Consider the following 21,889-nt stretch of genomic DNA (forward strand, 5'->3'; position numbering starts at 1 on the left):
ATATGCGCATCAAAAGGAGACAACTCCACCCGGACCGGTTTGATCCCTTGGATTTGATCCGATGCAACCGCGAACTCTGAACAATTTTATGACGGTGCGGTGCACTGTTCACGGCCTGAGATACAGGTAGCCCTGCGACTGCAGCTCGGCGAGGCGGACGACGCCGCCTTTGTCGGCGACCACGAAGCCGGGGAGGAGCTCCTTCAGGCTGACATTCTGCGATTTCATGGTATTGCCGCAGGCGGCAAGCTCGACGCCATCCCCGGAAAACTGCTGGACGCGCCGCGACAGGTCGGGATTGGCGGCGGCCGAATGGAAGGCGCGCAGCGCCGGTCCGTGGACCACCAGCGCAATGGTAACATTCTCGGGCCCGCCGACGCCGTCGAAATGGTTCTGGATGTTGCCGAGCACAAAGTTGACCTTATCGAGGTCGCTCGGGTGATAGACCACCTTGAGCTTGGCGAGAGGCGATGGCGCCTCGGTGGCGGCGCGGGCGCGTGAGCCGGCAAGGGCGCCTAAGCCTGACACCGCGCCCCACAAGATGCTGCGTCGATGCATGGCACCCTCCCTCGATTGAGTTGGCTGGCCGACGAGCGTATGATCCACTTCGCGAGCGTATCATTTGTGTCTGATGGCGGCGAGTTCCCGGCGGTCGGTCACAAGCTCGGCACATTCTTCCGCGTCTGCGCGATCGACGCGAAAGATCTTGTCGTCCGCGCCGGCGATGAGCGCGTCTTCGGCCTCTTGGTCCGGCTTGTCGCGATTCCAAATCCTGATCCGCTCAAGGCGGATGATGGTGGGCTTGTCGTCTTTCGACAGTGCCACATTAATGCCGCCGCCTTCACAATCGACGCCGCAGCCGAAACGGATTTCGTTGCGCGCGTCCTCTGTGACAACATGGCCGCAAAAGCTGCTGGAGTCGAAATTGCCGGTGCGGTGATGGTACTTAATTCCAAGGCGGAATGAGTAGCTGGTGGTTTTTTCCTCCCGCGCGTTCTCCGCCGTCACCAACAGTTTCATCGCGCTGACTTTCTGCTTCAGATGTTGCGCCAGATGACTGGCGTCATAACGGCGCACGAAGCAGGCGTAGGTCTTTTCGGCGAGCGGGCCCGCGAATATCCTGTTGTCGAAAGCTGCGGTCTTGGCGCTGTCGACGCCATCTTCGGCGTGACTGTGGCTAATTCCCGCGAGCATTGCGGCTGCGACAACTAGATGAACGGAGAATAAAATACGCTTCATGATCTGTTCAGCGAACGCAAGCGATCTATATGAAATGATACACGCCACCTCGATCGACGCGCCGACGATGCCGCGTCACGATGTGCTGACGGGTTTGACTTAGTCGCGGCAGAAGCCGGATGCGTTCAAACCTGTGGCAGTTCGTGGGCGTGAAGGAGCTGCGCGATGGCAGCCGAAAGGCGGTCAGAAAGGCATTTGCTGATGGCAGGGAAGCCTGGTCTTTGTCGGTCCTCCGGTAGAATCACGGATGTGGCGGACCAGCTACATGGTCAAGAAAGTAAATGACAAATCGCGTTTTTGATGAACTATTAGGCTGGCTGCTTGTTGATAAGGCAGCGGCTGCTTGCGCCGCGCATTGCGGAAGGGAGGCTGGCGAGTGTCCAATAGCTCCAGCATGCCGACCGTGATTCGAGGAACGTTTCGGCAAACCGGCTCGTTCTCGTAAGGCGGCGCAACATACCGTGGAGAGGGATCATGTACAACGATTCTCTGTTCAACGCTTTCGCTAGGTCGTTCGAGGCTCGAAGCCAGAGCGATATGTCGATGGCTGAATATCTCGAGTCGTGTCGAAGTGATCCGATGCGATATGCGAATGCGGCAGAACGACTACTGGCTGCGATCGGCGAGCCTCAGATGATCGACACGGCCAAGGACCCTCGCCTTGGCCGTATCTTTATGAACCGCACGATGCGCACCTATCCGGCATTCGCGGGCTTCTACGGCATGGAAGATACGATCGAGCGGCTCGTCGGCTTCTTCCGCCACGCCGCGCAAGGCTTGGAAGAGCGCAAGCAGATACTCTATCTGCTCGGACCAGTCGGCGGCGGCAAGTCATCGCTCGCCGAGCGGCTCAAGGCATTGATGGAAGTGCATCCGATCTACGTGCTGAAGGCCGGCGACGAGCTGAGCCCGGTGTTCGAAAGCCCGCTCAGCCTGTTCGATCCGGATCAGCTCGGGCCAATGCTGGAGGAGAAGTACGGCATTCCGCAGCGGCGCCTCACCGGGCTGATGAGCCCGTGGTGCTATAAGCGGCTCGAAGCTTTCGGCGGTGACATCTCGCAATTCCGCGTCGCCAAGATCCAGCCGTCTCGGCTGCGGCAGATCGCGGTCTCCAAGACCGAGCCGGGCGACGAGAACAACCAGGACATCTCCTCACTGGTCGGCAAGGTCGATATCCGCAAGCTCGAGACCTACGCGCAGAACGATCCCGACGCCTACAGCTATTCGGGCGGACTCAATCGCGCCAATCAGGGCATCCTCGAATTCGTCGAGATGTTCAAGGCGCCGATCAAGATGCTGCATCCGCTGCTCACGGCGACGCAGGAAGGCAACTATATCGGCACCGAGAATATCGGAGCGATCCCGTTCGGCGGCATCATCCTCGCGCACTCGAACGAGGCGGAATGGCAGAGCTTCAAGGCCAACAAGAACAATGAGGCCTTCATCGACCGCATCTGCGTCATCAAGGTGCCTTACTGCCTGCGGGTCACCGAGGAGCAGAAGATCTACGAGAAGCTGATCCAGGGTTCCGAGCTTGCCAGCGCACCTTGCGCGCCGGCGACGCTGGAGACCCTGGCACGCTTCTCGGTGATGTCGCGCCTGCGCAAGCACGAGAACTCGACGCTGTTCGCGAAGATGCGGGTCTATGACGGCGAGAGCCTGAAGGAATCCGATCCAAAGGCGCGCAGCGTCCTGGAATATCGTGATGCCGCAGGTGTTGACGAAGGCATGGACGGTGTCTCGACGCGCTTCGCGTTCAAGGTGCTCGCCGCCACCTTCAACCACGACACGATAGAGGTCGGGGCCGATGCCGTGCACCTGATGTACGTGCTCGAGCATTCGATCCGCCGCGAGCAACTGCCCGAGGAAGTCGAGAAGCGCTATCTCGAATTCATCAAGGCCGATCTCGCCCCGCGTTACGCGGAGTTCATCGGCAACGAGATCCAGAAGGCCTATCTCGAATCCTACTCGGATTACGGCCAGAACCTGTTCGATCGCTACGTCGATTACGCCGACGCCTGGATCGAGGATCAGGACTTCAAGGATCCCGACACCGGCCAGTTGCTCAACCGCGAGCTTCTGAACCAGGAGCTGACCAAGATCGAGAAGCCGGCCGGCATCGCCAACCCGAAGGATTTCCGCAACGAAGTCGTCAAATTCTCGCTGCGGTCGCGGGCGCATAATGGTGGTAAGAACCCGAACTGGACCTCCTATGAAAAGGTTCGCGACGTCATCGAGAAGCGGATATTCTCGCAGGTCGAGGATCTGCTTCCGGTCATCTCGTTCGGTTCGAAGAAGGACGGCGAGACCGAGAAGAAGCACGACGACTTCGTCGCGCGGATGGTGGAACGCGGCTACACCGAGCGCCAGGTCCGCCGTCTCGTCGAATGGTATATGCGCGTGAAGCAGGCTGGCTAAGGCGGATGCAAAGTGACGATGCATATTGTCGATCGGCGCCTGAATCCGGGCGGCAAGAGCCTTGAGAACCGACAGCGGTTCTTGAGGCGGGCCAAGGCCCTGGTTCAGGGAGCCGTCAAGAAGACGTCGCAGGACCGGGACATCAAGGATGTGCTGGAAGGCGGCGAGATATCGATACCGCTCGACGGCATGGACGAGCCGCGCTTCCGCCGCGAGGGTGGCACCCGCGACATGGTGCTGCCCGGCAACAAGAAGTTCATCGAAGGCGATATCCTGCCGCGTCCGAACCAGGGCGGTGGCCGCGGAACGGGGCCGGGCGAGGGCGACAGCGAAGATGCGTTCCGTTTCGTCCTGAGCCGCGACGAGTTCGTCAACCTCTTCCTCGACGATCTGGAATTGCCCGACCTCGCCAAGCGCAAGCTCGCGGAGGCAGAGAGCGAAGGCCTGCATCGCGCCGGCTACACCACCTCAGGTTCGCCTGCGAACATCTCGGTGAGCCGCACCGTCAAGCTCGCGCTGGCGCGTCGCGTCGCGCTGCGCCGGCCGCGGCCGGAGCAGATCGCCGAGCTCGAGGCGGAGGCGGCCGAGGCAGCGGAGCCGCGACGCTCCGAACTCTTGGCGCAGATCGCGGCGCTGAAGGCCAAGGCGAAACGGATCCCCTTCATCGATCCCATCGATATCCGCTACCGCCGTTTCGAGACCGTGCCGAAGCCGGTGGCGCAAGCCGTGATGTTCTGCCTGATGGACGTGTCGGGCTCGATGTCGGAGCACATGAAGGACCTGGCGAAGCGGTTCTACATGCTGCTCTACGTGTTCCTGAAGCGGCGTTATCGCCACGTCGAGATCGTGTTCATCCGCCATACCGATCGCGCCGAAGAGGTGGACGAGGATACATTCTTCCATGGACCGGCTTCCGGCGGCACGCTGGTGTCGAGCGCGCTGCAGGCGATGCACGATATCGTCCGCACCCGGTTTAGACCGGCTGAATGGAACATCTACGCCGCGCAAGCCTCCGACGGCGACAACATGACCTCCGACAGCCTCCTGACCGGACGGCTGCTCACGGAGCATATCCTCCCGGTCACCCAGTTCTTTGCCTATCTCGAGGTTGGCGAGGCCGCCAACTACACCTTCGACATGCCGGACTCCTCGCTCTGGACCCTTTACGAGCGCTTGCGCAACGAGGGCGCGCCGCTCGCGATGCGCAAGGTGAGCGAGCGCAGCGAGATCTTCCCGGTGTTCCAGGACCTGTTCAAGCGTCGCGGCAAGCAGGAGAAGGCCACGCCATGACGAAGACAGGTGAGCGGCTGTTCGACGGCGCCGACTGGGATTTCCGCACGCTGCAGCGCGTCCACGATGCCTGCGAGGAGATCGCGAAATCGGAGCTCGGCCTCGACGTCTATCCCAACCAGATCGAGGTCATCACCGCCGAGCAGATGCTGGACGCCTATTCGTCGGTCGGCATGCCCTTGTTCTACAAGCACTGGTCGTTCGGCAAGCATTTCGCTTTTCAGGAAGCGTCCTACCGCAAAGGATACATGGGACTGGCGTACGAGATCGTGATCAACTCCTCGCCGTGCATTTCCTACCTGATGGAGGAAAACACCGCGACCATGCAGACGTTGGTGATCGCGCACGCAGCCTTCGGCCACAACCATTTCTTCAAGAACAACTACCTGTTCAAGCAGTGGACCGATGCCGACGGCATCCTGGACTATCTCGAATTCGCCAAGGGCTATATCTCGCACTGCGAGGATCGCCACGGCCGGCGGGCGGTCGAGCATACGCTCGACGCCGCCCATGCCTTGATGTCGCACGGCATCGATCGCTATCCCGGCAAGAAGAAGCTCGACCTGCGCACAGAGGAGAAACGCGCCGGCGAGCGTCGCGCGCACGAAGAGAGCGCCTTCAACGATCTCTGGCGTACGGTGCCGACCGGACCCGCGAAGACCAGGGCCGCGCTGACCGCGGAGCGCCGCCGCATCCTGCTCGGGCTGCCGCAGGAAAACATCCTGTACTTCCTGGAGAAGACCGCGCCGCGGCTGCAGCCCTGGCAGCGCGAAGTGCTGCGCATCGTCCGCCACATCGCGCAGTATTTCTATCCGCAGAGCCAGACCAAGGTGATGAACGAGGGCACCGCGACCTACGTCCATTACAGCATCATGAACCGGCTGCACGAGCAGGGCCGCATTTCCGACGGCAATTTCCTTGAATTCCTGCAGTCGCACACCAACGTCGTGTTCCAGCCGGATTTCGACGATCCCCGCTTCTCCGGCTTCAATCCCTATGCGCTCGGCTTTGCGATGATGCAGGACATCGAGCGGATCGTGACCGAGCCGGAGGACGAGGATCGCGAATGGTTTCCTGACATCGCGGGCAGGGGCGATGTCATTGGCGTGCTGCGCGAGGTCTGGGCCAACTACCGCGATGAGAGCTTCATCGGCCAGTTCCTGAGCCCGCGGCTGGTGCGGCGTCTGCGCCTGTTCCATCTGCATGACGATCCCGCGGAGACCGCCGGCATCCGCGTCGATGCCATCCATGACGAGCGCGGCTATCGCCGCGTGCGCCGCGAACTGGCGCGGCAATACGATGTCGGCTTCATCGATCCCAACATCGAGGTCGTCGATGTCGACCTGGAAGGCGACCGCCGGCTGATGCTGCGCCACACCGTGGTCAAGGGATCGCAACTGGTAGAAACCGATGCGCGGCGCGTGCTGCAGCACCTCGCCGATCTCTGGAGCTACGACGTGGTTCTCACCGAGGTCGACACTCACGACAAGGTGTTGAAGGAATATGTCGTGAGCCCGCGCATCCTGCCCGCGGTGGCGTAGTTATTGCCGTAGCCCGGGTGAAGCGCGAGCGTAACCCGGGATCGCTCTCAAAGGCGGATGCTGATGTCCCGGGTTACGCGTTCCGCTCCACCCGGGCTACGAATTTACAATCCTCCACTTGCCTGAGATCACGATTGCGCGCGCCCAATTGCCGGCACGCGGAATTCTTGCGCGATTGCCTCATCTGGCGCGATTGGTATGGTGCGCGCGGTCAAGAAAACCAAAAAGGATTAGGACCGTGACAACTCGCAAATGTCTGGCGGGCGCTTTCGCCTCCGCCGCGCTCTCGATGCTGATGATGTCAGCTTCGCTCGGCGCCGAAACCACCATCAAGCTTGGAAACACCGCGCCCTACAGCGGGCCCGCATCGGCCTACAGCACGATTGCGCGCGCGGAAGCCGCGTATTTCCTGATGCTGAACGACCAGGGCGGCATCAACGGCCGCAAGGTCGAATTCGACAGCCTCGACGATGCCTATTCGCCGTCGAAGACGGTGGAGCAGACACGCAAGCTCGTCGAGCAGGATGAGGTGCTGGCGCTGTTCAGTTCCGTCGGCACCGCGCCCAACATCGCCGTTCAGAAATACCTGAACATCAAGCGCGTGCCGCAGCTCTTCGTCTCGTCGGGCGCGACGCGGTGGAACGAGCCGAAGCAGTTCCCCTGGACCGTCGGCTTCAACCCGACCTATGAGCTCGAAGGCAGGCTCTACGCCAAATACATTCTGCAGACCAAGCCGGACGCCAAGATCGCCGTGATCACGCCGAACGAGGACGCCGGCAAGGATTATCTGAAGGGCTTCAAGGAAGGGCTCGGCGAGCATGCCGGCCAGATCGTGTCGGAGACGACCTATCTGACCAGCGATCCCACCATCGACTCGCAGATGGTGTCGATGCGCGAGTCCGGCGCGGATGTGTTCTTCGCCGAGGCCACGCCGAAATTCGCAGCGCAAGCGCTGCGCAAGGCCGCCGGCATGGGCTGGAAGCCGCTGGTCATCCTGCCGACCGTCTCCAATTCCGTGTCCGCCGTGCTCGAGCCGGCCGGCCTGGAGAATGCGGTCGGTGTCGTCACCGGCCTGTACCTGAAGGATCCGACCGATCCGCGCTGGGCCGACGATCCCGCGCAGAAGGAATTCTCGGCCTGGATGAAGAAGTATCAGCCGAATGCCAGTCCCGGCGACCTCTTCAATGTGCAGGGCTATACGGTCGCCGGTGTGATGGCGGCGGTGCTGAAGAACTGCAAGGACGATTTCAGCCGCGACAACATCATCAAGCAGGCCACCAACCTCAACGGGCTCGAACTGCCGATGCTGCTGCCGGGCATCAAGGTGACCACCGAGCCGACCAACCTCACGCCGATCCGGCAGATTCAGATGGCACGGTTCGACGGCAAGTCATGGGTCCTGTTCGGCGACGTGCTGAGCGACAAGTAAGGGGCGCGCCGCAACTTGTAGGGTGGGCAAAGCGCAGCGTGCCCACCATCCACATTCGGTGCAAGAAAAGGTGGGCACGCTGCGCTTTGCCCACCCTACGGATCCGTAGCCCGGGTGAAGAGCAAGCGTAACCCGGGGACCGCCGGTAAACGCGGATGCAGATGCCCCGGGTTGCGCGTTCCGCTCCACCCGGGTACGGCGCTCAGCGCAGGCTGGCGTTGATCTTGTCCAGCGCGGCGGAGCCCGGGCAGAGCGCCTTGGCGTCGAGCGTATTCAGCGGCGTGTCCACCGTGTTGAGATGGGCGTGCAGATCCTCGGCTTCCGGATCGACGTACAACAGCCCGGTGACGATCTGGCCTTTGGCGGCGTGTTTCTGCAGGAAGGTCATCGCCCCCAGCCGGTCATGCGGATCGTAATCGGCATCGAGCTTGCGCAGCGCGATCCTCGAGCCGTCGTGCTGCTCGACCACCTGCACGGTGCCGGGCGCATAGTCGACATGGATCGGCTCGCGGCCGACCAGCACGTCGAGCCGGTTCACGGCGTCGTTGTGCTCGCGGACATAGTCGAAACTCTTGGTCGAGCCGGCGTGATTGTTGAAGGCGATGCAAGGGCTGATGACGTCGATGAAGGACGCGCCCTTGTGCTGGATCGCGGCCGCGATCAGCGGCACGAGCTGGCTCTTGTCGCCGGAGAAGCTGCGCGCCACGAAGGTCGCGCCCAATTGCAGCGCGATCGCGACCAGGTCGATCGCGTTGTCGGTATTGACCACGCCCTTCTTCGATTTTGAGCCGCGGTCGGCGGTCGCCGAGAACTGGCCCTTGGTCAGGCCGTAGACGCCGTTGTTCTCGACGATATAGGTCATGTTGACGCCGCGGCGGATCGAATGCGCGAACTGGCCGAAGCCGATCGAGGCGCTATCGCCGTCGCCGGAAACGCCGAGATAGATCAGGTCGCGGTTGGCGAGGTTGGCGCCGGTCAAGACCGACGGCATGCGGCCATGCACCGAATTGAAGCCGTGCGAATTGCCGAGGAAATAGTCCGGCGTCTTCGATGAGCAGCCGATGCCGGAGATCTTCGCCACGCGGTGCGGCTCGATCGAGAGCTCGTAGCAGGCTTCGATGATGGAGGCGGTGATTGAGTCATGGCCGCAGCCGGCGCACAGCGTCGAGATCTTGCCCTCGTAATCGCGGTGGGTATAGCCGAGCTCGTTCTTCTTGAGGCCGGGATGATGGAATTTCGGCTTTGCAATGTAGGTCATGACAGCACCTGCGGTCCCTGCCTCGTCATGGCCGGGCTTGACCCGGCCATCCACGTCGTGACCGGGAAAAAGGAAGTCGTGGATGCCCGGGACAAGCCCGGGCATGACGCCGGAGAAATCAAAACATAGGTCATGACACGGCCTTGCGCAGAGGGGTCACCTTGAGATGGTCCTGGTGGTCGCCGATCGCATTCGCGATGAAGCGTGCGGTGATCGGCGTGCCGTCATAATGCAGGATCGGCACCAGCCGCACCGGGTCGATGCCGTTCTCGTTGACGATCAATTGCCGGAGCTGCGCGTCGCGGTTCTGCTCGACGACGTAAACGAAATCGTGGTCGGCGATGAAGCTCGCGACGCTGGAGTGGAACGGGAAGGCCCGGATGCGCAGCCGGTCCAGATGGTGGCCGCGCGCGTCCAGAATCTCGATCGCCTCGTCCATCGCCGGCGCGGTCGAGCCGAAATAGATCACGCCATATTTGGTCGGCTTGGCCGCGTTGGCCTGCAACGGCCGCGGCACCAGGTCCTGCGCGGTCTCGAACTTGCGCACCAGGCGCTGCATGTTGTCGGCGTAGACCGGGCCTTCCTCCGAATAGCGCGCATAGCGGTCGCGCGAGGTGCCGCGGGTGAAGTACGAACCCTTGGTCGGATGCGCGCCGGGATAGGTGCGGTACGGGATGCCGTCGCCGTCGACGTCGAGATAGCGCCCGAAATCGCGGCCTTCTTCCAGCATCTCCCTGGTCATCACCTTGCCGCGGTCATACTGCCGCGCATCGTCCCAGCGGAGCGGCCGGCACAGCCGATGGTTCATGCCAATATCGAGATCGAGCATCACGAAGATCACGGTCTGCAGCCGCTCGGCGAGATCGAAGGAGGTCGCGGCAAACTCGAAGGCCTCGGCCGGATCTTCCGGAAACAGCAGCACATGCTTGGTGTCGCCATGCGAAGCATAGGCGCAGGCGATGATGTCGCATTGCTGGGTGCGCGTCGGCATGCCGGTCGAAGGACCGGCGCGCTGCACGTTCATGATCACGGCTGGAATCTCGGCGAAGTAGGACAGGCCGATGAATTCCGTCATCAAGGAGATGCCGGGGCCGGAGGTCGTGGTGAAGGCGCGCGCGCCGTTCCAGGAGGCGCCGATCACGATGCCGATCGAAGCGAGCTCGTCCTCGGCCTGCACGATCGCGTATTTCGCCTCGCCGGTTTCCGGATCGTGCCGCAGCTTCTTGCAGTGGTTGGTGAAGGCTTCGGCGAGTGAGGATGACGGCGTGATCGGGTACCACGCGCAGACCGTGGCGCCGCCATAGACCGCGCCGAGCGCGGCGGCACTGTTGCCTTCCAGGAAGATTCGGTCACCGACCTTGTCGGCCTTCTTGACCCTGAGCCCGATCGGGCATTTCAGGTTCTGCAGCGCCCAGTCGCGGCCGAGATGCAGCGCATGGACGTTGGAGGAGAGCAGCTTCTCCTTGCCTTTGTACTGCTCGCCGATCAGTTGCTCGATCAGCTTCGGATCCATGTCGAGCAGCGCGGACAGCGCGCCGAGATAGATGATGTTCTTGAACAGTTGGCGCTGGCGCGGATCGGTGTAGGTCGAGTTGGTGATCGCGGTCAGCGGGACGCCGATCACGGTGATGTCGGCGCGGAATTTCGACGACGGCATCGGCTTGGTGGAATCGTAGAACAGATAGCCGCCGGGCTCGATCGAGGCGACATCCTTGTCCCAGGTCTGCGGGTTCATCGCCACCATCATGTCGACGCCGCCGCGGGCGCCGAGATGGCCGGCTTCAGTCACCCGCACCTCATACCAGGTCGGCAGGCCCTGGATGTTGGAAGGGAAGATGTTGCGTGGTGAGACCGGCACGCCGTGGCGCAGGATCGCGCGCGCGAACAGTTCGTTGGCGCTCGCCGAACCCGAGCCGTTAACGTTGGCGAAGCGGACGACGAAGTCGTTTACGCTGCTGATCGGGCTTTGGACTGACATGTTGATCCCGCGTGAACCATATCGATGAGGTATTTCTGCATGTCCCAGGCGCCGGTCGGGCAGCGCTCGGCGCACAGCCCGCAATGCAGGCAGACGTCTTCGTCCTTCGCCATGATGCGGCCGGTCTTCAAGCCGTCGGCGACATAGAGCGCCTGGTCGTGATGCGGTGAGGGCGCTTTCAGCCGCTGCCGCAGATCATCCTCCTCGCCGTTCTCGGTGAAGGTGATGCAATCCATCGGGCAGATGTCGACGCAGGCGTCGCATTCGATGCAGAGCGGCGCGGTGAACACTGTCTGCACGTCGCAGTTCAGGCAGCGCTCGGCCTCGCCGAGTGCGAGCTTGAGGTCGTAGCCGAGCTCGACTTCGGCGCGGATGTCCTTCAGCGCGATCACCTTGTCGCGATGCGGCACCTTGAAGCGCTTGTCGGTGGAGATGTCGTTGTCATAGCTCCACTCGTGAATGCCCATCTTCTGCGAAGAGATGTGCACCTCCGGCAGCGGGCGCTCGTTGATGTCCTCGCCGGACAGCATCTTATGGATCGACAGCGCGGCGTCATGGCCATGCGCCACCGCCCAGATGATGTTCTTCGGGCCGAATGCAGCGTCGCCGCCGAAGAACACTTTCGGATTGGTCGACGCGAAGGTCTTCGGATCGACCTTCGGCATGTGCCATTTGTCGAATTCGATGCCGCAATCGGCCTCGATCCAGGGGAAGGCGTTTTCCTGGCCGACCGCGACCAGCACGTCGTCGCAGGCCACGGTCTCGTCCGGCGCGCCCGACGGCACCAAATTGCGCCGGCCCTTGGCATCGTATTCGGCCTTCACCTTCTGGAAGGTGACGCCGGTGAGCTTGCCGTTGTCGTGGGTGAAAGCAATCGGGACCATGTAATTGAGGATCGGGATGTCCTCGTGGAGCGCGTCTTCCTTCTCCCAGGGGGAGGCCTTCATCTCGTCGAAGCCGGAGCGGACGATCACTTTCACGTCCGCCCCGCCGAGCCGGCGCGCGGTGCGGCAGCAATCCATCGCGGTGTTGCCGCCGCCGAGCACGATCACGCGGCGGCCGATTTTCTCGACATGGCCGAACGACACTGAGGACAGCCAGTCAATGCCGATATGGATGTTGGCGGCTGCTTCCTTGCGGCCGGGGATGTCGAGCTCGCGGCCGCGCGGCGCACCGGAGCCGACGAAGATCGCGTCGTAGTTTTCGGACAGCAGTTGCTTCAGGCTGTCGATGCGATGGCCACCCTTGAACTCGATGCCGAGGCCCAGGATGTAGTCGGTTTCCTCGTCGATCACCGAATCCGGGAGCCGGAATTTCGGGATCTGGCTTCGCATCATGCCGCCGGCCTTGGGATCCTGGTCGAACACGGTGCAGTGATAGCCGAGCGGGGCAAGGTCGCGCGCCACCGTGAGCGAAGCGGGGCCGCCACCGATCAGCGCGATGCGCCTGCCGTTCTTCGGCCCGGGCCGTGGCAAACGGTGCTTGATGTCGTCCTTGAAATCGGCCGCGACGCGCTTCAGGCGGCAGATCGCGACCGGATTCTCCTCGACGCGGCCGCGGCGGCACGCCGGCTCGCATGGACGGTCGCACGTACGCCCCAGAATGCCGGGGAACACGTTGGACTTCCAGTTGATCATGTAGGCGTCGCTGTAACGCCCCTCTGCAATCAAACGGATATATTCGGGAACCGGTGTATGTGCGGGGCAAGCCCATTGGCAGTCGACTACTTTGTGAAAGTAGTCCGGCGCCGAGATATCAGTCGGTTTCATTCCTACCTTATCCGCGCGGAACCCAAAGTCAGATGCGCGGCCTTATCTTTGCCTGCGAACGCTCAACGGACGGGCGTTCTTCTGGTTTTCCAATTGCATCATAGACGTCTCTTATTAGAGCCATTCCAGATCGGGCACACAAGCCAATTCTGCGCGACATCAGGCATTCGCGCGCTGCAGCTACGCGTATGGCGTTGGGCTCAATGAAGATTATGCGGCGGTGCAACAATTCGTGACACCGCCGGCGCAGATCACGCGCGAGGCAGGTCGCTTTTGGCGAGGTCCCACATCAGCCGGTAAATGCCGCTGGAGATCACCAGCGGCTTGTAGGCGGCGTTGTCAGCCACCAGCGCCGCAGCCGCCGGGACGGCCTTCACATCGGTGGCGTCGATCAGCACGAACCAGTCGCCGGCGCCCGCGGCGGCATTCGACGCATCTGATGTCAGCGGTTTCGACAGGGCAGGGTCGTTTTCGATCAAGTGGATGGAGATGATCCCATCGAGCTTGGCGGGGTCGAGCCGGTCCCGTAGCGCTTCGCGCAGCCTCTCTTTGCCATCGCCCGGCGGACGAAGCCGGATGATGCCGAGTGCTGCGCCGCGGCCGGTGCCACGGCTGATGGTGATGCGCGCGACGCCGCGGATCATGTTCTTGAAGCGCGCGATCTTGGCCCTGGACCATTCGGTCTGGTTGGCGAGTGCGATGCGGTAGGCCGGGCTGTCCAACACCTCGAAGGTCTCGGTCGAGTAGAGGCTCAGATATTTCGGCTTGCCCTCATGTGCGACGTAGCGACGCGCCTCCAGGAAGCCGTCGATGGCCACGCGCTCCTCCAGATGCTCGCGGTCATACCAGCGATTGAAATCGGCCTCGTCGGCGGGATCGATATCCATCGACGTCAGCAGCATGCCTTTTCCGGCCAAGGGCATTGTTGTTCTCCAGTTTCAGGTTCAGCGGACGGAATTACTGTCCGCCAATTCAGCCGTTCGGTAGCCCTGCTTTGCGCATACCTTCGGCGATCCGTGCGCGCTGCGCGAGGCAGGTCGAGTTGTCTGTCGGCGCACAGGCGTGGAAGTGGGAGATAGTGAAATTGGGATCGATGGCCAGTCCCGCCTGGACTGAAGCCCGCGCTTCCTCGATCCGCCCGAGATGAGCCAACGCCGCGGCGAGATAGACGTGAACGAATGCGGCGACATTCCGATTGGTCTCGATGGACCGCTTGAACCAGTAGGCGGCAGCTTCATCGGCCGCAAGATATGACTGAGCGACACCCGCATTAGTCGTCCAGGTGAACGCTCTATTGTCACGGGGAGAAAGCCGAAATGCCTGCATGATGTAGGCTTCAGTTTCCTCGGCCCGACCGAGATAACATTTGCCAAGCCCGATCCAGCCGTAAGCGGTGGCCAGATTTCGATCCAGCGCCAACGCGCGCTCACATTGGGCGATGCCCTGAGCGGCACGTTTGGTAAAAATCTGGACGACGCCAAGGAGGCAATGCGCCATCGCGTGGTTGGGCACGTGCGCAAGGACCTTGGTCAAAGACTTTTCGGCGGCCAGGAGCCGTGCGGCCCGGTCGCCAGTCTGCATGGACGTTCCCCGCATGGCATCGACAAACGCCATGCCAACCATCGCTTCAACGTTGCCGGCGTCCAGGCCGAGGGCCTGTTCGAAAAATTGGCGCGCTTGCGACAGGTTTGCGGGGTCCGAGCCTCGGTGCACACTCGCCATGCCCTGGAAATACAGGTCCATCGAATCCGGATGCGGCGCCCGCGCCGCTCGCCGCGCCTCGGCCGTGACCAGCTCTGTTCCCAACTGATTGGCAAGACGCGCGCCAATCTCATCCTGCATGTCGAAGAGATCGGCGATCGGCTTGTCGAAGCGTTCCGCCCATAGATGATTGCCGCTTTCGGCATCAATGAGCTGGACGTTGATACGCATGCGGCTTCCGCTACGCTGTACGGAACCCTCGAGGACATAGCGAACGCCGAGTTCTCGACCGATCTGCTTCAGATCGACGTGCTTGCCCTTGTAGGAGAAAGCGCTGTTGCGGCCGATCACGAAGATCCCGACCATGCGCGACAAATCCGTGGTCAGGCTCTCGGTCACGCCGTCGGCGAAATATTCCTGCTCGGGATCAGGACTCAGATTAGTGAACGGCAAAACGACCAGCGAGGGTTTATCAGGAGTGGCAAAGCCTGGTTTCGGCGAGCCGCCCGGCACCATTGCGCCCGCCGGTCCAGCCGTTTCGTGCACCGTGCCGATGAAACGGACACCCTTGCGCGGAAAGGTCCTGATGAGGCGCTGTTCGTCTCCGGAATCGCCAATCGCCTTGCGCGCAGCATTCAGGCGTGTGGTTAGGGCCACATCCGAAACGACGCGGCCTTGCCAAATGGCACTTATGAGATCGTCCTTGCTGACAACGCGGTCCCGGTTGCCGATCAGATAGCCGAGCAAGTCGAATACCTTCGGCGCAACAGCGATGACATCCGTGCCGCGACGCAGCTCGCGCCGGGCGGTGTCAAATGAAAAATCTTCAAAAAAATAGCGCAAGCGACTTGTCCGCACGGCCAATGGTGGAAGTGTCCAAGCCTGCTCGCAAGAGTAAGCCGACGATAAGGAAAAAGTAAGCCGGTGGCCAAGTCTATCTATCCTGGCCGTGGTACATCCAAAGGTAGAATTCGTCCCAGTGGGACTAGGTCGGGGGAGACAGTTGATGATCACACGTCGTGACTTGTTGACAGTGTCGGCGGCCGGTGTCGCGTTCTCCGCCGCGGATCCCGTGCAGCGGGCCATCGCACAACCACTCGCAAGAACCGTCCATATACTGACGGGCTTCACGCCGGGGTTGCAGGACGCCCTGGCAAGGCTCGTTGCCGGCCAGATGAAGGATTATGCGGAAACGATCGTGGTCGAGACCCGGCCTGGCGCGGCCGGTCGTGTCGCCGTCGAGGCGGTGAAGACTGCTGACGCCGACGGAACGGTTATGCTGTTCGCGCCGCTTGGATTCATGATGCTCTTTCCGCACGTCTACAAGACGCTCGCATACGAGCCGCGGGATTTCACCCCGGTGTCGACCGTCGCCTCGACCCCGACCTTGCTGACGGTAGGTCCGAAGGTGCCGGGTGACGTGAGGACCCTTGCAGATTTCGTCGCCTGGTGCCGCGCCAACCCAAAGCAGGCCACCTACGGCACGGCGGGTGCCGGCACCGCGCTGCATTTCCTTGGTGCGATGCTGGGCCGCACCGCGGGCTTTGATTTTCTTCACGTGCCCTATCAAGGCAATGGCGCGATCCAGGATTTGGTCAAAGGAGAGATCGCATCGGCCATCATGCCGGTCGGCAGCTCGTTGGGCCTTGTCCGATCCGGAGAGCTTCGGGCGCTGGTGACCACCGGGCCGCGCCGCAGCCCATTTCTTCCCGATGTGCCGACGGTGGCGGAAGCCGGTTATCCCTCGCTTGAGGACCTCACCTGGTACGGGTTTTTCGTTCCCGCGAAGACGCCGGCGAATATCGTCGAGCGCCTCAATAGTTCCATCCAGGCCGCCCTTCGCATCGACGAGGTAAGGTCCGGCATGGCAAAATTGGCAGTCGAGCCCGACGCGATCGCGATGGGCGACTTCGCCCGGCTGATCACATCCGAATCCGAACGTTGGAAAGCGATCGTGCAAGCAACGGGATTCACTCCGACCAATTGAAGATTCCGATGGCGGACCGGCTGCAGTCCCCAGGCCTCTCATCTTGTTGGAGGAACACATGAGCGGATCAGAATCGATATTCGATCTCGTGCAGTCCCACCGTATCACGGCGGTGATCTATGCCGCCGCCAAGCTCGATCTCGCGGAGGCGATCGGACATGATGCAAGATCGGCGGCCGAGCTCGCCCGGTTGGTGTCCGCCGACGAAAGCGCGCTGCGCAGGCTGCTCGTTGGCCTGACAACGATTGGAGTCTGCAACCGAGCCGGCGGAGACAGGTTTACGATCACCGACCTCGGCCGACAGCTTGATCGGAATGCCAATCCATCTTTCAAGGACTGGGTTCTCTTCGAAGGCGAAGTTCTCGCGCGATCCTGGGCCGGCCTTGTCGATTCCGTTCGCTCCGGGAAGACCGCGACCGAGATGCGGGGAGAGGGACATAATCGCTATGCCGTGATGGGCAGCTCGCCGGAACTTGTGGCCCGTTTCAATGCTGCGATGGTCAGTCTGACGCGAAGCCTGGTTCCAAAAATCGTGCAGGCATACGATTTCTCGACCGCGCGTGTCGTCATGGATATCGGCGGCGGCTCCGGCGAGCTGATCGCCGGCGTGCTGCTGCACAACCCGAATCTTAAGGGAATAGCGTTCGATCTCGCACGCTGCGAGAAAGAGGCTCAAGAGCATTTTAATCGGGTTGGCATCGCCGACCGCTGCCGGTTCGTCGCCGGCGATTTCTTCGAGGCGGTCCCGCGCGGCGCCGACACAATCCTGATGAAGAGCATCCTCCATAATTGGAGGGACGATCGGAGCAAGATCATCCTGAGCAAGTGCCGGGATGCGCTTGCAGCGGGGGGCAAGCTGATCATCATCGAGCGGATCATGCCGGAGCTTCCCACAACGGCCGCTCAAGATCGCGAGCGCGCCATGAGCGACCTCAACATGCTGCGGGAACCGGGCGGCTTGGAGCGCACCGAAGCGCAGTACCGGACCCTTGCCGAGTCGGCCGGCTTCATCTTTGCGGGACTCTCCAGCGCTGGCTCGTTCAGCCTGATTCAGTTCGACAAGATCACGAATTGATCTCTGTTCGGCAACTGCGCTCCCTGGTCAACCAGGGGGCGCAGTCGTCCTTACGCTCGATTCCCGAGTGGCAACCACACTCCGGCTTTTAATAGCACGCCCACGGAGTCCGATAGTTTTGCATGCTGCAGTTATTGTTCAAAGTGCAGCGAAGACCATCCCTGGTACAGGGGTCGCAACCATCGGTGCAGTATCGGACTTCCGACGGCTGCGCCGGATTAGACGGCTGCCCCGAATTGGACGGTTGCTTCGGGTTCGACGGCTGCTTGGGGTTTGATGGTTGCCCCGGGTTCGACGGCGTAGCAATGGGCTGCAGACGAACGCCGGTACTCGCGCTCCACCACAGAGCGCCCCTTTGGAAGTCCTGCCGCCTGATCCCTGATCCCTGATATTCTTCATATTCGTTACCGGTCGGATAGCCGAGCGAGCTGCGCTCATAACCCATCTCCGCCCATTTCTGTCGTATTGCGCCGTAAATCTCGACCGCACCGGTCTGAGCCGTCCAATATATCGAGGCCTCCGGTTTTCCTCGCAAATGAAGCGCGCGAAAATGGTTATACCGACCGGCGCCATCGGGCGTTCCCATTTCGTCTGTTATCGGATAGCCCAGGTTGCGCTCCCATCCGAGCTGAGCCCATTTTCCCCTGATCGCGCCGTAGATCGCATGGCTCCCGGTTTCGGGCGTCCAATAGATTGAGGCTTCCGGTTTCCCCGGCACGTGAAGAGCGCGAAAATGGTTATAGCGACCGACGCCATCGGGCGTGCCCGTTTCGTCTGTGATTGGATAACCCAGGAAGCGCTCCCATCCGAGCTGCGCCCATTTTCCCCTGATCGCGCCATAGATCGTGTGCGCAGCGGTCTCGGGCGTCCAGTAGATTGAGGCTTCCGGTTTGCCGGACACGTGAACGGCGCGGAAATGGTTGAACCGGCCGACGCCATCTGGTGTCTTCGACTCGTCGACGATTGGATAGCCGTAATTCTCAAATCCTGCCTGGGCCCACTTTTGACCGATGTTTCCCCAAACCGCGTTGGCGCCGGTTTCGGGATGCCAGTAGATAAAGCCATGCACGAAGCGATTGAAGCGACCGCCATACCGAGCATCCGCTTCATCCGAAAGCGCGCCTCCAACCGGGCCCCCTTCGCTCCCCAGTGCCCGCCACTTGTCTCCAATCGCGCCGTACACCGCGAAAGCATAGGCCGCTGACGCAAACAGCAGACTGGTCATGATGAAACCGAGCAAGTGTTTCTTCCCACCCATTTGATCCTCCTCAGATTTCCAGGTGTTTTCCAGGTGCCATCGCGCAAGGGGTGGAATTGTCGCACCCAGCAACAAGGGAATTGATCTCACAGGTTAAGTATTGGCGCATCGAACGTTCGTCTTATGCTATTCACCTTTCGGTTGTATGCGTTGAGTTTCTTTTTTATACAACTTTTACGGGTGATCGGTGATGGCGCGAGCGGATGCGATTCTTGCAGCGGTCCAGCGAATCCACGAAGCGCCGCTCACCCCCGACGGCTGGACGTGTGCGTTGCCGTCAATAGCGAGCGCCTTGCGCAGCGAGCACAGCATTTTCCTGGCCCAGGACGCGAGCCGGGCGGCCGAGTTCGTTGTCGGCTTCGGGATGAGCTCCGAGCAGACCGCAGGCTTTACCGCAGCGGCCGGCCCCGGCTCCGCGTTCTGGGAGATCATCCGTGCGCTGCCGGTCGGGTCCGTGGCGCCAACTTCCGCACTTCTACCCGACCGCGAGTACGCCCGGACAACTTTCTATAACGAAGGCGTCCGGCCGTTGGGCGCATTTCACGGCCTGCTGGTCTCGCCGCTGCGCACGCCACAACGGTTTGTCCATCTCTCCACCGGCCGCCGGCTGGGCCGTCAGGATTTTGACGCCGACGATATCGCAGCACTGCGCACGCTGGTGCCGCATCTCGTGACCGCGCTAAACGTGGCCCACAAGTTGGCCGCGGCCGAACTGCGTGCGGCTGGAGCGCGGGCTGCGCTCGATCGATTGGAGGTCAGTGTCATCCTGGTCGATGCTGCGGCGAGAATTTTGTTCGCGAACCGGAGCGCGGAAGCGATTCTCTCCGGCAATGACGGCCTCGGCGTCGATCGAGACGGCGTCCGCGCGTGCAGCCGCAACATAACCCGCGTCTTGCATCGTCTGATCGCAAGTTGCGCGGACGCCACGACGATCAATGGCGAACCCGGCGGAAGCATTGAGCTCCCGCGTGGTGAGGGGTGCAGGCCCCAGCACGTTGTCGTCGCGCCGTTTCGAGCGAACGCGGAGCAGATCGATACGGCCTGGTTCGGCACCGCGCTGCCTGTGGCGATCCTCATCGTCACCGATCCCGAACGAGAGCGGCGTATGCGAAAGGAGCACTTACGTCGTCGGTTCGGGCTCACCTCGGCGGAGGCGGACGTCGCCCTTGAGATTCTCGAGGGCGACGGGCGCGCCGCATCCGCTGCTAGGCTCGGCATCGCGGCCACAACGGTCAGGGCACATCTAAGCCATATCTTCGAGAAGACCGGCGTGCACAGGCAGGCCGAACTTGTTCGACTGCTGATGCAGGGCGAGCACGAACTGACGAACGCCGCTGGCAAATCAAGAAGGTCAGGCCGTTGATCCATGATCGGCAATTGATGCATCATGGATCGCCGTCACTGCATCGACCGACGTTAAAGTCTCGCGAGCCAAGCCTCCAGGCGGGTTGGTCCAAGCCGGGCTGTGCCGCTGGGCGTCAGCGAGGCATCGTCGATCGGCGCGCCATAATACTCTGCGGTTGGATCGCCGAAAACGAGCCGGCTGTCGCCTGATGCCTTCAGGCGGCGCGCAACGAATTCATTGAAGGGCGCCTTCTCTGGGCCAGCAATGTCGATCGTGGCGTTCAGCGGCTGCCCGATCGCAACCTCCGCCAGGCAATCAACGACATCGTCGGCCGCGATCGGCTGGAACAGGGCCGACGGAACGACAATCCTGTTCCCGATCGCTCCGGTTTCGGCGATGGCGCTCAGGAATTCGAAGAACTGGGTCGCGCGGACGATGGAGTAGGGAACGCCGGACGATTTGACCAATGTCTCCTGCGCGACCTTGGCACGAAAATAGGCAATATCCGGCGAGCGGTCGGTCCCGACAATCGATAGCGCGACGTGATGCGTCACGCCGGCTGCGGTTTCCGCAGCAACGAGATTGCGGGTAGAACGCTCGAAGAAATCGAGCACTGCGGCGGGTTCCCAGGATGGCGAATTGGAAACGTCCACCACGACCTGCGCGCCGGTGAGTGCTGCCGCGAGCCCTTCTCCCGTCACCGCGTTCACGCCCGACCGCGGAGAGGCCGGCACGGCCTCGTGTCCCTGTTGGCTGAGCTTTGCAACCAGCTTCGATCCGATCAGTCCGGTGCCGCCGATGACGATGATCTTCATGACACTCTCCCTCAGCGTTTGACGAAGGCGAGCAGTTCCGGATTGACGACTGGGACGGCTCGCCAACAGGGTGCGCAAATATCTCACGAGCCGTTGCATCCAGCAACTCTCGGGAGCGATGATGGAAGATCGAGTCAAATGTGGTACTGCGAACCCTGATCTCAGAAGGGCTGAGAGCCGAAAGTGGCGGCTAGTATCTTGGCAAGCAACAATGGAATACGAAGCCGCGATAGGTAGCTCAGGTGTGTTGGAAGCGCTCCGCGCCTTCGATCCGCGCGTGGTCGGGACTCTTCCCCTGGCGCTCTCCGTGCCGGGAAGCGATATCGACATCATCTGCCACGCATTCGACCCGATGGCCTTTGCCGAGGCGATCTGGAGACAATTCCAAGCCTGCGACGGCTTTCGTCTCTATCAGTGGACCTCCTCGGGACGGCCGGTGGTCGCTCGCTTCGAATGGAGCGGATGGCCCTTCGAGGTGTTCGGGGACTCTCGGCCGGTGGGGCAGCAGCACGGCTGGTTGCATTTCGAGATCGAAAGAAGATTGCTGGCTCTCGATGACGGACGCCTCCGGAAGGCTGTCCTTCAGCAAAGGTCGCTGGGGATCAAGACCGAGCCCGCCTTCGCAGCCGTCCTTGGGATAGACGGCGATCCCTATCGCGGCGTGCTCGAACTTGCTTCGGGGACCGACATTCAGTTGCGCGCTCGGCTGAACTCACTGTGAGGATTCGTCCGGCGCGCCAATGATGAGCCGCTCTGTTACCGCTGTAGTCCAAATTCCATCGCCTT

The 21,889-nt window shown here is 61.7% G+C and carries 17 protein-coding genes; 8 read left to right on the forward strand and 9 right to left on the reverse strand.

Annotation, left to right across the window (positions count from 1 at the left end; genetic code table 11):
- Positions 1–108 precede the first annotated feature (108 nt).
- Positions 109–558 (reverse strand): DsrE family protein, encoded by a 450-nt coding sequence (locus tag OZ411_RS17365; RefSeq protein ID WP_282528928.1) that lies wholly within the window; start codon positions 556–558, stop codon positions 109–111.
- A gap of 60 nt (positions 559–618) precedes the next feature.
- Positions 619–1,287: a hypothetical protein gene (locus OZ411_RS17370; RefSeq protein ID WP_282528929.1), complete on the reverse strand. Its 669-nt coding sequence runs from the start codon at positions 1,285–1,287 to the stop codon at positions 619–621.
- A 426-nt stretch (positions 1,288–1,713) separates the two neighbouring features.
- On the opposite strand from OZ411_RS17370, the gene OZ411_RS17375 reads away from it, so the two are divergent.
- The 4 genes from OZ411_RS17375 (at position 1,714) to OZ411_RS17390 (ending at position 7,917) form a co-directional block, all read left to right on the forward strand.
- The gene (locus OZ411_RS17375) at positions 1,714–3,657 is read left to right on the forward strand and encodes a PrkA family serine protein kinase (RefSeq protein ID WP_130582117.1); all 1,944 of its coding nucleotides are present in this window, start codon (positions 1,714–1,716) and stop codon (positions 3,655–3,657) included.
- A gap of 18 nt (positions 3,658–3,675) precedes the next feature.
- Positions 3,676–4,947: a YeaH/YhbH family protein gene (locus tag OZ411_RS17380; protein WP_282528961.1), complete on the forward strand. Its 1,272-nt coding sequence runs from the start codon at positions 3,676–3,678 to the stop codon at positions 4,945–4,947.
- Positions 4,944–6,488 carry a SpoVR family protein gene (locus OZ411_RS17385; RefSeq protein WP_282528930.1) on the forward strand — a complete coding sequence of 515 codons (1,545 nt, stop codon included), beginning with the start codon at positions 4,944–4,946 and terminating at the stop codon, positions 6,486–6,488. Before OZ411_RS17380 ends, OZ411_RS17385 begins: the two co-directional genes overlap by 4 nt.
- Positions 6,489–6,726: 238 nt before the next feature.
- Positions 6,727–7,917 (forward strand): ABC transporter substrate-binding protein, encoded by a 1,191-nt coding sequence (locus OZ411_RS17390; RefSeq protein ID WP_282528931.1) that lies wholly within the window; start codon positions 6,727–6,729, stop codon positions 7,915–7,917.
- A 202-nt stretch (positions 7,918–8,119) separates the two neighbouring features.
- Here OZ411_RS17390 and OZ411_RS17395 read toward each other — a convergent pair whose 3' ends face one another.
- From OZ411_RS17395 to OZ411_RS17415, 5 genes are all read right to left on the reverse strand, one after another.
- Positions 8,120–9,175 carry a 2-oxoacid:ferredoxin oxidoreductase subunit beta gene (locus OZ411_RS17395; protein ID WP_130583922.1) on the reverse strand — a complete coding sequence of 352 codons (1,056 nt, stop codon included), beginning with the start codon at positions 9,173–9,175 and terminating at the stop codon, positions 8,120–8,122.
- A 130-nt stretch (positions 9,176–9,305) separates the two neighbouring features.
- Positions 9,306–11,153 (reverse strand): 2-oxoacid:acceptor oxidoreductase subunit alpha, encoded by a 1,848-nt coding sequence (locus OZ411_RS17400; protein ID WP_165421543.1) that lies wholly within the window; start codon positions 11,151–11,153, stop codon positions 9,306–9,308.
- Positions 11,123–12,922: an FAD-dependent oxidoreductase gene (locus OZ411_RS17405; protein ID WP_282528932.1), complete on the reverse strand. Its 1,800-nt coding sequence runs from the start codon at positions 12,920–12,922 to the stop codon at positions 11,123–11,125. Before OZ411_RS17405 ends, OZ411_RS17400 begins: the two co-directional genes overlap by 31 nt.
- Positions 12,923–13,173: 251 nt before the next feature.
- Positions 13,174–13,845, reverse strand: coding sequence for a DUF4286 family protein (locus OZ411_RS17410; protein WP_282528933.1), 672 nt, complete (start codon positions 13,843–13,845; stop codon positions 13,174–13,176).
- A 49-nt stretch (positions 13,846–13,894) separates the two neighbouring features.
- Entirely contained in the window at positions 13,895–15,466 is a 1,572-nt protein-coding gene (locus OZ411_RS17415) for a winged helix-turn-helix domain-containing tetratricopeptide repeat protein (RefSeq protein ID WP_282528934.1), read from the reverse strand.
- Between the two features lie 163 nt (positions 15,467–15,629).
- Here OZ411_RS17415 and OZ411_RS17420 point away from each other — a divergent pair, with 163 nt between their 5' ends.
- Together OZ411_RS17420 and OZ411_RS17425 are read left to right on the forward strand one after the other, a co-directional pair.
- A complete protein-coding gene (locus OZ411_RS17420; protein ID WP_282528935.1) occupies positions 15,630–16,610 on the forward strand; it encodes a tripartite tricarboxylate transporter substrate-binding protein in 981 nt (326 codons plus the stop codon).
- A 58-nt stretch (positions 16,611–16,668) separates the two neighbouring features.
- Entirely contained in the window at positions 16,669–17,685 is a 1,017-nt protein-coding gene (locus OZ411_RS17425; RefSeq protein ID WP_282528936.1) for a methyltransferase, read from the forward strand.
- A gap of 88 nt (positions 17,686–17,773) precedes the next feature.
- Here OZ411_RS17425 and OZ411_RS17430 read toward each other — a convergent pair whose 3' ends face one another.
- Positions 17,774–18,943 (reverse strand): hypothetical protein, encoded by a 1,170-nt coding sequence (locus OZ411_RS17430; RefSeq protein WP_282528937.1) that lies wholly within the window; start codon positions 18,941–18,943, stop codon positions 17,774–17,776.
- 190 nt (positions 18,944–19,133) lie between these two features.
- Between OZ411_RS17430 and OZ411_RS17435 the strand changes: the two genes are divergently transcribed.
- Complete coding sequence (locus OZ411_RS17435) at positions 19,134–20,306, forward strand: helix-turn-helix transcriptional regulator (RefSeq protein WP_282528938.1); 1,173 nt, start codon at positions 19,134–19,136, stop codon at positions 20,304–20,306.
- Positions 20,307–20,359: 53 nt separating this feature from the next.
- Here OZ411_RS17435 and OZ411_RS17440 read toward each other — a convergent pair whose 3' ends face one another.
- Entirely contained in the window at positions 20,360–21,103 is a 744-nt protein-coding gene (locus OZ411_RS17440) for an SDR family oxidoreductase (protein ID WP_130581561.1), read from the reverse strand.
- Between the two features lie 211 nt (positions 21,104–21,314).
- Between OZ411_RS17440 and OZ411_RS17445 the strand changes: the two genes are divergently transcribed.
- Positions 21,315–21,824: a DUF4269 domain-containing protein gene (locus tag OZ411_RS17445; RefSeq protein WP_282528939.1), complete on the forward strand. Its 510-nt coding sequence runs from the start codon at positions 21,315–21,317 to the stop codon at positions 21,822–21,824.
- The last annotated feature ends 65 nt before the right edge of the window (positions 21,825–21,889 follow it).

The sequence above is a fragment of the Bradyrhizobium sp. Arg237L genome (assembly GCF_029990105.1).
Lineage (GTDB): Bacteria > Pseudomonadota > Alphaproteobacteria > Rhizobiales > Xanthobacteraceae > Bradyrhizobium.

What these genes read in the sequence shown, in the direction of transcription:
- OZ411_RS17365 (WP_282528928.1), bottom strand. Translation starts at nt 558, where the DNA reads ATGCATCGACGCAGCATCTTGTGGGGCGCGGTGTCAGGCTTAGGCGCC.
- OZ411_RS17410 (WP_282528933.1), bottom strand. Translation starts at nt 13,845, where the DNA reads ATGCCCTTGGCCGGAAAAGGCATGCTGCTGACGTCGATGGATATCGAT.
- OZ411_RS17430 (WP_282528937.1), bottom strand. Translation starts at nt 18,943, where the DNA reads ATGGGTGGGAAGAAACACTTGCTCGGTTTCATCATGACCAGTCTGCTG.
- OZ411_RS17375 (WP_130582117.1), top strand. Translation starts at nt 1,714, where the DNA reads ATGTACAACGATTCTCTGTTCAACGCTTTCGCTAGGTCGTTCGAGGCT.
- OZ411_RS17420 (WP_282528935.1), top strand. Translation starts at nt 15,630, where the DNA reads ATGATCACACGTCGTGACTTGTTGACAGTGTCGGCGGCCGGTGTCGCG.
- OZ411_RS17425 (WP_282528936.1), top strand. Translation starts at nt 16,669, where the DNA reads ATGAGCGGATCAGAATCGATATTCGATCTCGTGCAGTCCCACCGTATC.
- OZ411_RS17395 (WP_130583922.1), bottom strand. Translation starts at nt 9,175, where the DNA reads ATGACCTACATTGCAAAGCCGAAATTCCATCATCCCGGCCTCAAGAAG.
- OZ411_RS17445 (WP_282528939.1), top strand. Translation starts at nt 21,315, where the DNA reads ATGGAATACGAAGCCGCGATAGGTAGCTCAGGTGTGTTGGAAGCGCTC.
- OZ411_RS17400 (WP_165421543.1), bottom strand. Translation starts at nt 11,153, where the DNA reads ATGTCAGTCCAAAGCCCGATCAGCAGCGTAAACGACTTCGTCGTCCGC.
- OZ411_RS17380 (WP_282528961.1), top strand. Translation starts at nt 3,676, where the DNA reads ATGCATATTGTCGATCGGCGCCTGAATCCGGGCGGCAAGAGCCTTGAG.
- OZ411_RS17435 (WP_282528938.1), top strand. Translation starts at nt 19,134, where the DNA reads ATGGCGCGAGCGGATGCGATTCTTGCAGCGGTCCAGCGAATCCACGAA.
- OZ411_RS17385 (WP_282528930.1), top strand. Translation starts at nt 4,944, where the DNA reads ATGACGAAGACAGGTGAGCGGCTGTTCGACGGCGCCGACTGGGATTTC.
- OZ411_RS17440 (WP_130581561.1), bottom strand. Translation starts at nt 21,103, where the DNA reads ATGAAGATCATCGTCATCGGCGGCACCGGACTGATCGGATCGAAGCTG.
- OZ411_RS17405 (WP_282528932.1), bottom strand. Translation starts at nt 12,922, where the DNA reads ATGAAACCGACTGATATCTCGGCGCCGGACTACTTTCACAAAGTAGTC.